This is a genomic window from Amycolatopsis anabasis (assembly GCF_009765355.1).
GTDB lineage: Bacteria > Actinomycetota > Actinomycetes > Mycobacteriales > Pseudonocardiaceae > Amycolatopsis > Amycolatopsis anabasis.
This window is the reverse complement of sequence record NZ_VTHK01000088.1, coordinates 1-14,738: the sequence shown is the minus strand read 5'-3', so window position 1 is coordinate 14,738 and position 14,738 is coordinate 1. Positions and strand designations below refer to the sequence as shown.

Sequence of the window (14,738 nt, the reverse complement as noted above, 5' to 3'; positions counted from 1 at the left end):
GTCGCGCCGGTTGGGATACCAAGCATGACCACGACCCGGCAGCCCACGGGCATCAGCTCGTCGATCTTCCGCCGCAAACCCATCGACCAGATCGACGAGGCCCCGGGCGGGCAGTCGCTGAACCGCGCGCTCGGGCTCCGGCAGCTCACCGCGATCGGCGTCGGCGGCATCATCGGCGCCGGGATCTTCTCGCTCGCCGGTGCGGTCGCGCATGGCAAGGCGGGCCCGGCGGTGCTGATCTCGTTCCTGATCGCCGGGATCGCGAGCGCGGCGGCGGCGTTCTCCTACGCCGAGTTCGCCGGGCTCATCCCGAAGGCGGGATCGGCCTACACCTACGGGTACGCGGTGCTCGGCGAGGTGATCGGCTGGACCATCGGCTGGGACCTGCTGCTGGAGTACACCGCGATCGTGGCCGTGGTGGCGATCGGAATCTCGGGCTACTTCAACGATCTGCTCGGGTTCCTCGACATCGGGCTGCCCACGTGGATGATGGGCGCGCCGGGCACCGAGCCCGCGGGAGTCGCGGCGGGCAGCTACCGGGTGAACCTGTTCGCGGTGCTGCTGTGCCTGCTCATCGCGTGGATCCTCAACCAGGGCATGAAGAACGCGGCACGCTTCGAGACCGCGCTGGTGTTCCTCAAGGTCGCCGTGGTGATCGTGGTGATCGTGGTCGGCGCGTTCCACATCAAGGCGGGGAACTACAACCCGTTCTTCCCGTTCGGCCTGTCCGGCGCGTTCACCGGCGCGGCGACCGTGTTCTTCGCGGTCTTCGGCTACGACGCGATGAGCACGGCGGCGGAGGAATCCAAGGACTCGCAGAAGCACATGCCCAAGGCGATCCTGTACTCGCTGGCCATCTCCATGGTGCTCTACGTGCTGGCCTGCCTGGTGCTCACCGGGATGGTGAACTTCAAGGACATCAGCTCGGAAAGCGCGTTCTCCAGTGCGTTCGCCTCGATCGGGCTGCCCGCGCTGGGCGCGGTCATCGCGATCGGCGCCATCCTGGGCATCCTGACCGTGCTGTTCACGTTCATGATGGGCGCCTCCCGGGTCGGCTTCTCGATGAGCCGCGACGGGCTGCTGCCGAAGTGGTTCGCCAAAACGCATCCGCGGCGGCACGTGCCCACCCGGATGACGTGGCTGCTGGGCATCGCGTCCGCGCTGATCGCCGGGTTCCTGCCGATCGCGGAGGCCGCCGAGCTGACCAACATCGGCATCCTGCTCGCGTTCGTCCTGGTGTGCGTGTCGGTGATCGTGCTGCGCTACAAGCGGCCGGATCTGCCGCGCGGCTTCCGCTGCCCGGGGATGCCGATCGTGCCGATCATCGGGATCGTGTTCTCGCTCTGGCTGATCACCTTCCTGGATCCGGAGACCTGGCTGCGCTTCGGCGTGTGGTTCGCCGTCGGGCTGGTGATCTACCTGGCCTACGGCCGCCGGAAGTCCTTGCTCGCCAAGGATTCCACGGAGTAGGACGGATCCGGTCCGCCCGGTAACCGGCCGGTCGCGGACCGCAGTGTTTGGACACTTTTCGATCAATCCGCCCCCTGACGCCGGAAATCTCCGGTATGAAGGCGCCCTCTGCGTTCTGCTGCGAAAGGGCTCCTCCGGGTGGACCACGAAGTGTCGGTGCACGAGCTGCTCGAGCGCGAAGGGCGGCTCGGCCCCACGCCACCGCCGCCACGATCCCGGTTGCGCGTGCTCGCGGTCATGGCGGCGGTGGTGCTCGGCTGCGGGGCCGCCGCGCTGCTCGTCCTGGTCCGGCCCGCGCCCGACGAGCACCGCGCCGACGCGCCCGAGGACACCGGTGTCATCCAGATGCCCCGGCGCAGCAGCGGTGTTTCCGGCCCGGAGTCACCGACCTCCACGGAGACCGAAAGCCCGGAGGGCGGCGGGGACGGCACCACCGGCACGCCGACCACCAGCGCCCGTTCGACCGCCACCACAACCGGCGCGAGCACCCGCCCCCGGGCGGACACGCCCGCGCCCCGCCCTTCGGGTTCGGTTTCCAAGACCTCGGAACCCGGTCAGCCGTCGAACAGCCCGGCGCCGCCGCCCTCGTCGCACACTCCCCCGCCGACCACCACCACGACCCCCTGCCGCCTGTGGCCGGAATGGCTCTGGTGCTGAGCGCGCGAACGCACCGGTTACGCGTTCAGTTTGAGGATGTCGATGCCGCGGGTGTTGTCGGCCACGTAGACCAGGCCGCGGTGCCAGTACGGCGCCCACGCGCTCGCGTCGGCGGGCCGGAAGTAGGCGATCTGCCTCGGGTTCGTCGGATCGCTGACGTCGAGGAACCGGGTGCCCTGCGCGTAGAACGACTGCACCAGGATCTTGCCCTTGACGTCGAAGTAGTGCGCCGAGCAGTCGCCGGACTTCGGGTCGCTGCCCTCCTGCCCGGCGACACCCCAGGTGCCGACGGTCTTGAGCCGGTACGGCTTGTCCGGCGTCGAACGCCAGCCTTCGCCGTGGTACGAACCCTCGAGCGAGGAGATCACCAGCACGCCGTCCCCGGCGCAGCCGTCGAGGAAGGACTCCTCGGTGGCGTAGATCAGATCGCCCCGGCGCCAGCCCGCGGCCTCGCCGCCGTCCGCCGAACGGAAACCGGTCGGGCGGTAGCTGTTGTGCATGAACTTCGAGGGCGCGGCCGTCTCCTGGATGCCGCCGCCCGCGTAGGGCACCGGATTGGTCGGCGTGGCGCGGCGCATCTTGCCCTGCACCGGGTCGCGGTGGACGCCGCTGGTCCAGTACCCGCGCACCCCGCCGCGCCCGGAAACCCAGGCCACGCCCTGCGAGTCGACCTGCACGTCGTGCACGTAGTCGGTCTTGCCGTCGTTGCGGGCGAGTTCGATCGGGTTCGGGTAAACCTTCGGGTGCCGCGGATCGCGCACGTCGGTCACCCAGATCGGGCGGCCGCCCCATTCGGCGGGCATGTTGTCGGCCTTGGCCGGGCCCCCGGTCCACAGGAAGTCGCAGCCGTTGATGCACGTCGTGGTGTGCCCGGAGGGCGTCTTGACGTAGCTCAGGATCTCGGGCTTCTCCGGCTTGCGCAGGTCCACGGTGTAGATGCCGGACTCGCCGGTGCGCGTGTTGCCACCGAACGCCCGCGGGTCCCGCGCGAGGAACACCCGCTTGCGCACCGGGTCCACCTCGGTGTCCTCGGTTTCCCACATGCCGGGCAGGCTCAGCTGGCCGATCAGTTTCGGCGCGGCCGGATTCTCGGTGATGTCGTAGGTCTTCAGCCCGAACTCGCCGGAAACCACCAGGACGTCCCGGGGTCCGTACTGCAGGAACTGCAGCGCGATCGCGCCCTGCGCGTCGGGGACGTTGCCCACCGCGGTCACGTTCTTGACCGCGCCCGGCTCGCCGGTGACGCGGGGAGCACCGGTGGCGGGCTTCTCGTCCCCCTCACCGCAGGCCCCGGCGGGCATCGCCGTAACCACCATCGTCGCCACCGCGGTGGCCAGAACCAGGGACGATCGAAGCATCTTGCCGCGCACAGCAACCTCCCAGAAAGCCATGATCACCTTAGGCTCGCCGGCGCCCCCGCCACAACAGCCTTTCGTCGCAAGGCCACCCGGAGCGAATGCGGCGATCGGCTGCTAAGACATGGGCCATGCGCCAACGCCTCGCCGCCGTGCTCGCCCTGCTGCTACTCGGCGTCACCGCCTGCACCGGCTCGCCCGAACCCGCCCGCCCCGGGATGCTCACCGTCGGTGTTCGCGAACCGGCGAGCCTGCTGCCCGGCGACCTGCGGGACCAAGCGGGCCGGATGATCGCCGGCGCGCTGTGGACGCCGCTGGCCGATTACGACCCGGCGAGCGGGACGGTCACCCCGCGGGCGGCGCAGTCGATCGACAGCGCCGACCGGATCACCTGGACGATCAAACTGCGCCCGGACGGCTGGTTCCACGACGGCACCCCGGTCACCGCAAAGTCCTATGTGGACACCTGGCGCGCGGTCGCCGAGGCGCGCTGGGCGGGTTCCGGTGCGCTCACCGAAGTGTTGCGCGCCAAGGAGATCAGCGCGCCCGAGGAGTACACCGTGCGGATCGTGCTCGATCGTCCGTTCGGCCAGGTGCCCGCGGTGCTCGCGAGCCCCGCGCTGTTCCCGCTGCCCGCCTCGGTGCTGGCCTCGAAGGACTGGGCGGGCTTCGCCGTCAACCCGGTCGGCAACGGGCCGTTCCGAATGGCCGGACCCTGGCGGAAGGGCACCGGCGGCAAACTGGTGCGGACCGAGCAGGTTCCGGGCAAGGCCAAGGAAATCGAGTTCCGGGTCGGCGACGCGGGCGCGCAGGTCGACCAGGTCCGGGACGGCTCGCTCGACCTGGCGACCGAGGTGCCCGGCGACCGGCACGAAGCGATGCACGGCGATTTCCCCGAGCGGAACCTGACCTTCCCGCTGCCCGAGGTGACCTACCTGGCGTTCCCGTTGTCGGACCAGCGGTACGCCGACGCCGCGGTGCGGCACGCGTTCGCCATGGCGGTGGATCGCGCCGCGCTGGAAGCCGGTCCGCTCGGCCGCCAGATCGATCCGGCGACCGCGTTCCTCCCGCCCGCGGTGGCCCCGGGCGAGCGATCCGGCACCTGCCGCCCGTGCACGCACGACGCGGCGGCGGCGAAGTCGCTGCTCGGGCAGGTGCCGTTCACCGGCCCGGTGACCGTGTTCTTCGCCCCGGGTCAGGAAACCTGGGCCCGGATGCTGGCCGATCAGCTCCGCACCGCACTCGGCCTCGAAGTGACGGCCCAGCCGCACACCGGCGGGAACGCGAACGGGCCGTTCATGACGCTGATCACCTTCCGGCCCTCTGACCTGCACAGACACATACTAGGCCGCCTCGGCGGTACGTTCTGGGTACGTCAGAGGGTCGGTAGCTCCGTCACTGGTGACCGTGCCCATACCGTCAAACACGTTATCGAGCGCGTCTAGCGCGTCCAGTCGGGCGCTCTCGAACACATGCCCGTACACGTCACCGGTGACGCTGATCGATGCGTGCCCCATGTTTTCGCTTACCTCGGTGATCGGCCGTCCCGCGTAGATGAGCACTGACGCGTAGTGGTGCCTGAGCTGATGCTGGCCGGTCTCTTCGTCCTCGGCCGGGGTGATGTCTACCGCCTGGAGTGCCGGGTGCCAGTGACGCCGGTTCCAGTCGGTCGGGCTGAGCATCTGGCCATCCTTGAAGAAGATCAGGTGATTGACGCGCTTGCAGCACTCGCACCGTACGGCCAGCGTCCCGTACCGCGAGATGGACGCCCTGAGCGCGTTCCTGGTCACCCGAGGGGCAGGGACAACGCGCGTCTTGCCACCCTTCGGGGGGACCAGGGCGATCTTGCCGTCAACCATCTGGACCTGATGACGGATCGTGATCTTGCGTCGCCAGTCGTCTATGTCTTCCTCGGCAACCGCGAAGCTCTCCCCTTGCCGGTGCCCGCACGTAGCCGACAGAAGCGGGATCGGCCGGTTCCGGTCATCGTGCGCGGCTACCAGCCGGTCAACGGTCGGCCGCTCCCACACGCTGGTGACCTTCCTACTCGGGGTGACCGGAAGGTTCTTCAGGTTGTCGGCCGGGTGCTTGCGGAGCGTGCCGTCTATGACGGCCGAGCGCAGCATGGACGCGTAATGGACGTACACGACCCTGATGGTTCCCTCGGCGTACGGCTTGCCGTTGCGCTTGGTCTTGCTGCGCATGTCCGACAGCCATTCCTTGAACACGGACACGGTGATCTTGCGTACCGGCCGCTTGCCGTGCGTCGGGTACACGTGATTCCGCAGCCGCGACTCAACCGCCTTGCGTGACCGGACGTTCGGGTACTGGTCCACAAGCCACTTGGCCGCGTACTCCTCCACCGTGATGTCACTCTTGTTCGGCGCGTAGAGAAGTTCTCCGGTGAGATCAGCCGCTTTCAGTTGGTTGTCCCACGTGATCGCGTCTTCTTGCTTGTCGAACGACCGTACGGGGTGGTCACCGTGCCGGACGCGCCAGCGCTTGCCGCGCCCGTAGTCCTTGGTTCTCTTCCGGCTGCCCTTGTGGTGCCATCTGTCTTCCACGCTCATGTTCCGATTCCTCCCTGGTAAAGCCCTGTTGGTGACTAGTCACCTTAAGCTGTGGTGACTAGTCACCGCAAGTCGTTGGTAGCGTTCCCGGTGACTGGTCACCAGGAGGAGCCATGCCGAACGCGCCAAGAACACCGATGCACACCGTTCGCGTTGCCAATGACCGATGGGACTCGTTCGGCCACAACGTCGAGAAACAGGGAACCGATCGATCCGCCGCGATTAATGCATTCATTGCGTGGTACAACCGCGAACCCAATTCCAAGCTCCCCAAGCGGCCGGACACGAGCGACGGAACACAGAGCGTTTAACGTCTCGTCAAATCCGGTGATTAATTCAGGTCTGCTATTGCGTAATAGGCCATGGGTAATTATTTATTGCATCGGGAATCGGTAACGTCTGCCTTTCTGTGCACTTTTCCCCACTGCTATTGACTCTAGCTCAGAAGCCGGTCATGATCGAGGAAAAGCGGGGAATTCTACGGCGCAGGGGACGTCATGAAAGCTCTTTTGAGCGTGCGCGAGTTGGCCGAGTACTGCGGGGTGCCGGTTGCCACGGTGTACTCGTGGAACACGCGCGGGACCGGCCCAAAGTACTACCGCGTCGGCATCCATGTTCGGTACCGACTGTCCGAGGTGGACGCTTGGTTGGAACGGCAGGCGCAGAACGGTGCTGATGGGGAGTAGTGAAAACCCCCGGGACCGCGCGAGCCGGGAAATTGCGGTTCCGGGGGCTGAGACGATCAGCAAGGGCAACGGCCGATCTAGCGCTGAGTCTAGCGCAGTCGGAGCCGTTTTGTCTGTGCCTGAGTTGCCCGATGATGCGACCACATTAGACGCTGCCCTCGCGTATGCCAATGCTGGTTTCTATGTTCTGCCCGTGATTCGGGGTGAAAAGCATGCCGGTTCCGTTGTCGGTGATCGATGGCCGGAAAAGTCGAGCCGTGATCCTGCTCAGATAGTCGCGTGGTTTACCTTCACGGATTACGGCATCGCGTTACATTGCGGCCGTTCCGGTGCCCTCGTATTCGACGTAGACGCGCCGGAAAACCTACCGATTGAGTTGGCGCGTGCCTTGCCTGCGGCACCGTTTCAGTCCACCCGCGTCGAATCACCAGGACGCGGTCACTACGTGTTCGCCATGCCACCCGGCCGCCGTATCGGCAACTCGACCGGCCAACTCGGGCAAGGTTGGGGTGAAGTACGCGGCACCAACGGCGTGATCATTGCCGCCCCCTCGGTACACCTGGACGCGGACCAGGGCGGCCGGTACGAGTGGCAGACCACCGGCCGTGTTCCCGAGCTGCCCGCCGAGCTGGCCGCGATGCTGACCGACGCGGGGGACGTGATCGACGCGGCCAGCGACACGGACGTGACCGCCTACCGGTTGACGTACACGCGCAACGACAAGCCAGGGCTGTTGGATGTGCTGTGCCGGAAGTTCCTCGCCAGTACGGGCGCGGGTGCCTCGCGGCATGAGACGGCCGTGGATGTGACAACGCACGCGCTGAAAGAGGCGCAGGCCGGTTTCTATCCGGCTGAGACGGCCGTGGAGCGCTTGGGCACGTTGTTTCGGGACTCTGTAGCGGATGACGCTGGACGGCCTGTAGAGAGCGAGTGGCGCGGCATTGTGGCGTACGCGGTTGGCTGTGCTCTGGCCGATGATCCGCACGCGCGCCGGATCGAGACGGAGAAGCGGCTCAGCGTGGCAGCGACACCGCTACCCGAAATCCAGCCGCTACGGGCCGGCTCGCCTCTGTCCACAGTGGTCACACCGTCAAGTCCGCGTAGGACGGTCCGGCTTACGCCAGCGAACGTCATTGACCCAAGGCCGGTCCGGTGGCTATGGGATGGCCGTCTTGCCGTGGGCACGCTCGGGCTCATCGCAGGACGGGAAGGTATCGGGAAAAGCACCGTCGCGTATCAGCTCATCGCGGACGTAACACGTGGCCGGATGCCGGGAATCTATTACGGGCAGCCGAAAGCGGTCATCGTGGCGGCTACTGAGGACTCTTGGTCGCACACCATCATTCCGCGGCTTATGGCGGCTGACGCCGACCGGAGTTTGGTGTACCGCATTGATGTTGAGATAGATGGCGACATACACGCGCCGTTGTCGTTGCCCCATGACAACATCGAGCTAGAGCACGTGATACGGGAGACGGGTGCAGCCCTGATTCTCCTTGACCCGCTCATGTCGCGTTTGGATGCCTCATTGGACACGCACAAGGACGCGGAGGTCAGGCGCGCACTGGAACCCCTTGTACGTATGGCAGAACAAGCCGACGCGGCCGTACTGGGGCTCATTCACGTGAACAAGTCAACGAGCAAAGACCCGTTGACACTCATCATGGGATCACGGGCGTTCTCAGCGGTAGCCCGTAGCGTGCTGTTCGCGATGAGAGACCCGGACGACGACAACGTGATCCTTCTAGGACAGGAGAAGAACAACCTCGGCCGGTCGGACCTGCCGACGCTGGCGTTCACCATCGTCAATATCTGCGTGGCCGTTACCAGTGAAGGACCAGTGAACACGGGCAAGGTGCAATGGTTAGGCGAAAGCTCGTTGTCCATTAAGGATGCCCTGAACACTGTCACCGAACAGACACCAGAAACCAAGACCGCGACACAGGAAGCGATGGACTGGTTACACGACTATCTCATGTTGAAAGGAGGAGCGGAAAAGTCGTCCGCAGTCAAGAGAGCCGCGCAGGCGGAAGGACACGCTACCACCACCCTGAACCGAGCAAAGAACAAACTCGGTGTCATCGCAGAGATGAGCGGCTTTCCGCGCACATCATGGTGGCGGCTACCTGAACCCATCGAATCCACAGGTGGCGTCCAGTCGAACCACGCTCCTGGGGAGAGTTGATATGACTGGTCCCACTGGTGCCACTGAGGACCAGTCGCGTCAGTCGTACCAGTCGAACCAGTCGAACCAGTCATACCAAGACCCCGCGCGAGGCTGGGACGACTGCCGACCACAAGCGCCCGAGAGCACCCCATCCGCCCCGGCCGGGGCAGCCGCGCGCACCCTGTACGTGAAAACAGACACATACACACATGTCATGTACGTAACCAGATACGAACAACATGCCATCGATCACGAACACGGGCAACGGTCCACGGTGGACGAGGACACGGCACGCGACACGTGCAACGCGACACGGGGAAGGGGGTCTCGATCTTCGCCAAGGGGGCGCGGACCACCCCAGTGGACCTTTCGAATCTCTCTCCGACGAATCCACGATTGATCATGAAAGGATGTAGCGATGAGTGACCGGATGGAGCCGGACGAGGCTACGGCCGTGGCCCTGATTCGCGCGGGTCTGCGCGGTGACTTGGATGGGGTGCACGCGATTGCGGCGGACTGCGACCCTGCCGCGTTGCTCGGAGCGGTATCCGGCGTGACCGTCGCCATTGGCGCGCAGGCGTTCGGCGGAATCGCTGAGTTTGACGCGTTTCTGGCGGATTGGCAGGCCGGTAAATAGCCCTCCCTCCGTGTTATTCTGAGGCTCAGCGAGCCGAGGGAGTTTCACTCGCGTAGCCGTTCATTGAAGAAACGTATTCGAGTGGACTATTTCATGGATCTTATTAGGGCACTTCAACGCCAGGCGGACGAGTTGCGCGAGGAATTCCAATCGCTTGGACAGCAGCTTGTGCGGCGATCTTTATCGGACGCGGAAAGAGAACATCTCATGCGTGTCCGTGATGAGCTGGACGACACGGAACGCGATATCGAACGCCTTGAACGTATGGAGCGATTGGACGAGGTAGACCGGTCGGGACTTGTAGACGCAGCAGGCGGACCGGTAACGGGGGAATTCTCATGAGTACGCGAACAGTGCGAAAACTGCGTGACGAGCAGGCGGAACTGTGGCAGTCCATGTTGGACATACGCGACGCCTGCGAGAAAGACGGCCGTAGACTCACACCCGAAGAACGGGACACGTGGGACCGGACAGAGAAACGGCTAGTCGGGATTTCCGAATATATTGAACGGATTCAGCGAGCGGAACACCAGGTGACAACTCTCGGTAGATCACACGAGATCCCGGATTACGCAGACGGTAAGCCGCTCACGCGGGAACAGAAATACGAGCACTTCATCAGGGCGCGCGGTTTAGCACATCCGGACGAGGAACAACTAGATCTCGGGAAGTACCTGCGCGGAATCGTGGTAGGCGATTGGGAAGATGCGGACGCGGAACGGCGCGCTATGAGCGAAGGGATTCAATCCGCCGGTGGCGTCCTGGTGCCGACAATCCTGTCAGCCCAGCTCATTGACCTTGCTCGCAATCAGGCACGCGTTTTGCAGGCCGGGGCACAGATCGTGCCCATGGCGAACCGAACCGTGGACGTAGCAAAGTGGACGGGTGACCCTTCGGCGAATTGGCACAGTGAAGGCGCACCGATTCCGCCGAGTGATGGCACCCTGGGGAAAGTCACGCTGACTGCGCAGGCGCTCACGGCAAATACCATCGTGTCTCGGGAACTGATCGAGGACGCGCCGAACGTAGGTGATGCGCTGACTAACGCGTTCACGCAGCAATTCGCTTTGGCTATCGACAAGGCCGCCATGTACGGATCGGGTACTTCGCCGGAGCCACGGGGTATCAAGAACACTTCCGGGATCACGGTCACGATATTCGGTGGCGCAAATGGTGGGACACCGGCCAATTTTGATTTCCTGATTGATGCCGCGGCTCAATTGGAAATCAATAACGAACAGGCAGGCGGAATCGTCTACGCGCCCCGTACCGCGAAGACCATTGCGAAGTTCAAGGACACACAGAACCAGCCACTGCGGACGCCTGAGTACATCGAGAACATTCCGCGTTACAGCACGAATCAGGTACCGACGAACCTGACCGTGGGCACGTCCACCGATTGCAGTGACGTGTTCGTCGCGGACTGGTCCCAACTGTTCGTCGGTGTCCGCACCGATCTGATGATTGCTCCGTTGCGGGAACGGTATGCCGACACGGGACAGCTCGGTTTCGTCGCCTGGTGGCGCGGAGACGTAGCAGTGGCGCGTGGTGCCGCGTTCAACGTCGTGTCGGGGGTGCGGCCCTGATGCCTGAGCGGAAACGCGAACCGGTGCAACTGGACTTCGTGCCACCGGAAACGGTCGGTCTCTGTCCGCATAACCGGATGCCGGAACAGTGCGAGGACTGCGCGCTAGTCCAAGCCGCCGAACGCGGGTACCGGCCGCCCGAGGTACCGCAGGCGTCCACACCGGACACTGTGCGCGCCGACACAGACATGTACGTGGAAACCGGCGAACCGGACACCTACGTATTCATCCGCGCCGGGGAATCGATCCCCCGGCAATTGGAAGGAAACCGGAGACACAAGGCACAATAGGCTGACACAGACACGATCCCCGCGCCTGCCTGATCGAGGACCAGACGCGGGGATCGTGCTTCCCCCTTCCCTAGCAGAACTTGTCAGTACACCAGGGAAGGCCCAGCGGGGACCGGTCGAAGGGGCTAGCGTCGTGACGACCCCCGCTGGACGTTAGGTGTCCTCCTTGCTGTCCGGTTCCGTGTACGGCCATTCGGTCACGTCCCTCATCCGTGCTTCCAACTCGGCCACAGTGGACAGTCGCTCGGCCACCTGCTCTAGGTGGCGCACCATCTGCCGGTACAGGATGAACAAATGCGGTGTCTGAACCTCGCGCGCCTTCCACGTGTCCAACCATGTGTCAATCCACAGCAGCGCCTCACCAAGGAGTGCTCGGGCAAGTGACCGTCTCCGCGCCAATCGCCGTGCGGTCACCAGGTCCGCGCGTATCTCGATCAGCTCATGCACGGCGGAATCGTTGTCATCATTGAAAGCCTGCTCGATCAACGGCAGATGCGCCAAGTCATCCGCCGCTACCGTGACCGCAGTTGCGCGCCGTTCCCGCCTACGCCGCAGGAACCCCATCACGGTGTCCACAACTTCGGAGCCCTACCCCGCACCAACCGGGGCGCGAGCGGGTGACTCGGCGCGGGCAACGCGAGAAGGCCATCCACCACTTCCATCAGCGTCCCGTCGAGCTGCCAGAGCAACCCGCCCGTGTAGTCCATGCGCAGCCCCGCCGCGTTGGTCTGGCTGAGCACGTGCATGGCGTCGGCCTGGCCTTCCTCCCACGTGCGGAGACCGACCAGCCGAACAACCTCACCCTGAGAATCGAAACGAGGAGTGAACTCCCAACCTCGATCCACCAACGCCACGAGTCGCCGAAGTTCGGCCGAGAGCAGCACATCGTCCAGCGGGTCTAGATTCATCGGCGACCACCGCCCCGAGTCGCCGCTTCATGCCGCCCGTAACGCGCCCTGAGTGGCCTTCTCCCGCCCGTTCCTTGTCTCGGGCGGCCAGACCACGGGTCACATCGTGCGTGCCATGCTGCGCGGTTCCTGGACGCGTTCCACCGGTCCGCTATCCAACCGGCGAACAGCAACATGGGCAGCCATCCGAACGCAGCCACGAACATGACCGCGTACACAAGCCACTGTGAGCGGAAGAGATCAGTCACGCACCGAACGCTAGAAATGGATCATGCAGCCGGTTTCACGATCCGTGTAAGTCTCTCCATAGTCCCGCGAACGGGCTAGCGTTCACCCTTGCGCGTCACACCGGAACACCGGCACGGTGAGCCATGCCGCGTATCTCGCGCCCGAGCGCGTCTTGCTTGGAACGGGTCACCAGTTCCGCTACCGCCGCGCGATACCCGCCATTCGGTCGGATACGTTGCGGAGCAATCTTTTCCGCACGGTGTAACGCGAGTATCGCCTTATCTGTCATGCGCCGTTCAGTGGCCAAAGCTCGACCGATAGCGGCATAGAAGGTTGCCTGCCGGTTTACCGGCATAGGGTCAACGTGCACGTTCCGGGCGATCTCTACGACTTTTCCACCCTGGCCTAGTTCAGCCGCCAGAGATGCGCGCCAAATGCCGATATTGATTCGACCGAAACTCAAGCGCCCGAACGTTCCCACATCTGGCAATCGTGCTGCTACGTCTTCCGCTTCCGCTAGGGATGCCTGCATATCATCTTCGCGTCTCTGAGCAGCAGCCGATAGCGCACAATCAAGATGCAACATGCCGTAGACCTGCGCCACATTGGACGAGTCAAGTTCCCCCTGGAGAGAATTCGCGACACGTAGGGACTGAGACAACCGCTCCGGTCGGACAGCTCCCCCGCTTGCCTGCGCGCGGAAGAATGCCGCCAAACCATCCCACTCAGGGCCGGATAGGGCATCCGCTACGGACTGAGCGTGCATTGCCGCCAACTGCGAGAATCCGGGGCCACCAAAGACCGTCGTCATATACGCGGCTGCGTGATAGCACTGCATAAGTCCCATTAGGGCCGGACGCTTGTGTTTCCCGCCAGCTAGATATGTGCTGTGTAGGTCTGCGATCAATCGGGGCAATATGGCGGCAGCGGACACGTAATCGGCACGTGGCAGAAAGTCTTGATCGAGTCGTTCAAGCTCAGCCGCAAGTTCAGGCCATTGGCGCGGAGTTATGCCGGTCGGTTCGCCTAGGCGGTAATCGGAAAGTGCGTTCTCTACCCCTGCGACATTCGCCTTAGCCTCATTTAGAACAGAGTCATTAGGTGGCAAGGGGAGGGAAACTATCTCCGATGGCGCAACACGTAACGCGTCGGCAAGAGCACCGATCAGGCGACGGTTAAGCAAGTGGCGTTGCCCGCGTTCAAGCATCGATAGGTGGCTAGGGGTAATGCCTGCCTGCCCAGCGATCACGGCTAACGGTTTCCGGCCCCGTAGCACGCGCAGCCTCGCACCGATCACGTTGTCTTCCGGGTCCATCGTTGTGCCCCTTCCGCCGCGTACTTCTCTCATGGTAGGGCTGCAAGACGTTGCACACATCAGTGATCGGGTGCTCACCTGTACGGACTAGCCGGGGGTCACAGAGTGCGACAGCAACGGGTGTACCGGTGGGCATGGTCTGCACGGTGCCCTAGAACAGCCGTAGGACGCCTGAGCGGATAGTAAGAAGCCCGCCCACCCGATCGGCTGGCAACGGGGCTCTCAGGCGTCCTGAGCGGCCTACCGGTAGCCGGTGACCGTGACCGGTAGCCGGATAGGCCGCGCGTCCAAGATGATCAGTCAACGTGACCGGTAAACGTAACCGGGGTCGATCACCTATGACCTGCACAGATAGGTGATCGACCCCGGTACGTTCTCGGTACGCCAGATGGCGGCTAACAGTGCAAAACGTTGACGAACGATGAGGACACTTTTCCCTGCTCAGAGGACATGTGGATCACGTCTGTGCAGGTCAGAGGAAGGTTTGCGATGAACGGTCCGTTCACGCTCACCCGCCCGCTGCTGACGGCGAGCCCGCACGAACCGCTCGCCGCGCTCACCAAGGCCACCGGCTATGCCGATCCCGGCTTCGCCGAACTGCTCACCTCGGCGGATTCGAGCGGGACCGCCGCGGAAAGCGGCCAGCTGTACCGGCTCGCGGAGAACCAGGTGCTGCGCGACCTCCCGGCCGCACCGCTGTGGTCCGGCCACGGGCACGCGGTGTGGGCGCAGCGGGTCCGGGACGTCGCGGCCACGCCGACCCGCGGCCTCGAACTCGCCGGGATCTCGCTGGGGTCGTGAGTGGACAGACCGGTTATTGATGCGTAACTCAATTATGGCGTGGTCGTTGGTTATGGTGTGAAGGTGAC

General features: G+C 64.3%; 15 protein-coding genes. 10 read left to right on the top strand and 5 right to left on the bottom strand.

Going from position 1 to position 14,738, the window contains the following annotated elements:
- Positions 1 to 24: 24 nt before the first annotated feature.
- Positions 25 to 1,470, top strand: a complete 1,446-nt coding sequence (locus tag FXO23_RS47440; RefSeq protein ID WP_158895244.1) for an amino acid permease — start codon at positions 25 to 27, stop codon at positions 1,468 to 1,470.
- A 138-nt stretch (positions 1,471 to 1,608) separates the two neighbouring features.
- Positions 1,609 to 2,127, top strand: coding sequence for a serine/threonine protein kinase (locus FXO23_RS47435; protein ID WP_158895242.1), 519 nt, complete (start codon positions 1,609 to 1,611; stop codon positions 2,125 to 2,127).
- 17 nt (positions 2,128 to 2,144) lie between these two features.
- Here FXO23_RS47435 and FXO23_RS47430 read toward each other — a convergent pair whose 3' ends face one another.
- On the bottom strand, positions 2,145 to 3,485 hold the full coding sequence (locus tag FXO23_RS47430) for an LVIVD repeat-containing protein (RefSeq protein ID WP_158895278.1): 1,341 nt from the start codon (positions 3,483 to 3,485) through the stop codon (positions 2,145 to 2,147).
- A 128-nt stretch (positions 3,486 to 3,613) separates the two neighbouring features.
- On the opposite strand from FXO23_RS47430, the gene FXO23_RS47425 reads away from it, so the two are divergent.
- Positions 3,614 to 4,927 carry a peptide ABC transporter substrate-binding protein gene (locus FXO23_RS47425; protein ID WP_158895240.1) on the top strand — a complete coding sequence of 438 codons (1,314 nt, stop codon included), beginning with the start codon at positions 3,614 to 3,616 and terminating at the stop codon, positions 4,925 to 4,927.
- Here FXO23_RS47425 and FXO23_RS47420 read toward each other — a convergent pair.
- Complete coding sequence (locus FXO23_RS47420) at positions 4,826 to 6,052, bottom strand: tyrosine-type recombinase/integrase (RefSeq protein ID WP_158895238.1); 1,227 nt, start codon at positions 6,050 to 6,052, stop codon at positions 4,826 to 4,828. The two genes, FXO23_RS47425 and FXO23_RS47420, sit on opposite strands and share 102 nt — an antisense overlap.
- 497 nt (positions 6,053 to 6,549) lie before the next feature.
- On the opposite strand from FXO23_RS47420, the gene FXO23_RS47415 reads away from it, so the two are divergent.
- From FXO23_RS47415 to FXO23_RS47390, 6 genes are all read left to right on the top strand, one after another.
- The gene (locus tag FXO23_RS47415) at positions 6,550 to 6,738 is read left to right on the top strand and encodes a helix-turn-helix transcriptional regulator (protein WP_158895236.1); all 189 of its coding nucleotides are present in this window, start codon (positions 6,550 to 6,552) and stop codon (positions 6,736 to 6,738) included.
- Between the two features lie 115 nt (positions 6,739 to 6,853).
- On the top strand, positions 6,854 to 8,923 hold the full coding sequence (locus tag FXO23_RS47410) for a bifunctional DNA primase/polymerase (RefSeq protein WP_158895234.1): 2,070 nt from the start codon (positions 6,854 to 6,856) through the stop codon (positions 8,921 to 8,923).
- A gap of 400 nt (positions 8,924 to 9,323) precedes the next feature.
- Positions 9,324 to 9,542, top strand: a complete 219-nt coding sequence (locus FXO23_RS47405) for a hypothetical protein (protein ID WP_158895232.1) — start codon at positions 9,324 to 9,326, stop codon at positions 9,540 to 9,542.
- A gap of 81 nt (positions 9,543 to 9,623) precedes the next feature.
- A complete protein-coding gene (locus FXO23_RS47400) occupies positions 9,624 to 9,884 on the top strand; it encodes a hypothetical protein (RefSeq protein WP_158895230.1) in 261 nt (86 codons plus the stop codon).
- Complete coding sequence (locus FXO23_RS47395) at positions 9,881 to 11,128, top strand: phage major capsid protein (protein ID WP_158895228.1); 1,248 nt, start codon at positions 9,881 to 9,883, stop codon at positions 11,126 to 11,128. The genes FXO23_RS47400 and FXO23_RS47395 overlap by 4 nt, the downstream gene beginning before the upstream one ends.
- Positions 11,128 to 11,418: a hypothetical protein gene (locus FXO23_RS47390; RefSeq protein ID WP_158895226.1), complete on the top strand. Its 291-nt coding sequence runs from the start codon at positions 11,128 to 11,130 to the stop codon at positions 11,416 to 11,418. Before FXO23_RS47395 ends, FXO23_RS47390 begins: the two co-directional genes overlap by 1 nt.
- 153 nt (positions 11,419 to 11,571) lie before the next feature.
- Here FXO23_RS47390 and FXO23_RS47385 read toward each other — a convergent pair whose 3' ends face one another.
- The 3 genes from FXO23_RS47385 to FXO23_RS47375 form a co-directional block, all read right to left on the bottom strand.
- Complete coding sequence (locus tag FXO23_RS47385; protein ID WP_158895224.1) at positions 11,572 to 11,994, bottom strand: hypothetical protein; 423 nt, start codon at positions 11,992 to 11,994, stop codon at positions 11,572 to 11,574.
- Positions 11,982 to 12,326, bottom strand: a complete 345-nt coding sequence (locus tag FXO23_RS47380) for a hypothetical protein (RefSeq protein WP_158895222.1) — start codon at positions 12,324 to 12,326, stop codon at positions 11,982 to 11,984. Before FXO23_RS47380 ends, FXO23_RS47385 begins: the two co-directional genes overlap by 13 nt.
- A 343-nt stretch (positions 12,327 to 12,669) precedes the next feature.
- A complete protein-coding gene (locus FXO23_RS47375; protein ID WP_158895220.1) occupies positions 12,670 to 13,869 on the bottom strand; it encodes a helix-turn-helix domain-containing protein in 1,200 nt (399 codons plus the stop codon).
- Positions 13,870 to 14,358: 489 nt separating this feature from the next.
- On the opposite strand from FXO23_RS47375, the gene FXO23_RS47370 reads away from it, so the two are divergent.
- On the top strand, positions 14,359 to 14,670 hold the full coding sequence (locus tag FXO23_RS47370; protein ID WP_158895218.1) for a hypothetical protein: 312 nt from the start codon (positions 14,359 to 14,361) through the stop codon (positions 14,668 to 14,670).
- The last annotated feature ends 68 nt before the right edge of the window (positions 14,671 to 14,738 follow it).

Coding starts and splice junctions, on each gene's coding strand:
- FXO23_RS47370 (WP_158895218.1), top strand. CDS start 14,359: ATGAACGGTCCGTTCACGCTCACCCGCCCGCTGCTGACGGCGAGCCCG.
- FXO23_RS47420 (WP_158895238.1), bottom strand. CDS start 6,052: ATGAGCGTGGAAGACAGATGGCACCACAAGGGCAGCCGGAAGAGAACC.
- FXO23_RS47415 (WP_158895236.1), top strand. CDS start 6,550: ATGAAAGCTCTTTTGAGCGTGCGCGAGTTGGCCGAGTACTGCGGGGTG.
- FXO23_RS47395 (WP_158895228.1), top strand. CDS start 9,881: ATGAGTACGCGAACAGTGCGAAAACTGCGTGACGAGCAGGCGGAACTG.
- FXO23_RS47390 (WP_158895226.1), top strand. CDS start 11,128: ATGCCTGAGCGGAAACGCGAACCGGTGCAACTGGACTTCGTGCCACCG.
- FXO23_RS47430 (WP_158895278.1), bottom strand. CDS start 3,485: ATGCTTCGATCGTCCCTGGTTCTGGCCACCGCGGTGGCGACGATGGTG.
- FXO23_RS47405 (WP_158895232.1), top strand. CDS start 9,324: ATGAGTGACCGGATGGAGCCGGACGAGGCTACGGCCGTGGCCCTGATT.
- FXO23_RS47425 (WP_158895240.1), top strand. CDS start 3,614: ATGCGCCAACGCCTCGCCGCCGTGCTCGCCCTGCTGCTACTCGGCGTC.
- FXO23_RS47380 (WP_158895222.1), bottom strand. CDS start 12,326: ATGAATCTAGACCCGCTGGACGATGTGCTGCTCTCGGCCGAACTTCGG.
- FXO23_RS47440 (WP_158895244.1), top strand. CDS start 25: ATGACCACGACCCGGCAGCCCACGGGCATCAGCTCGTCGATCTTCCGC.
- FXO23_RS47375 (WP_158895220.1), bottom strand. CDS start 13,869: ATGGACCCGGAAGACAACGTGATCGGTGCGAGGCTGCGCGTGCTACGG.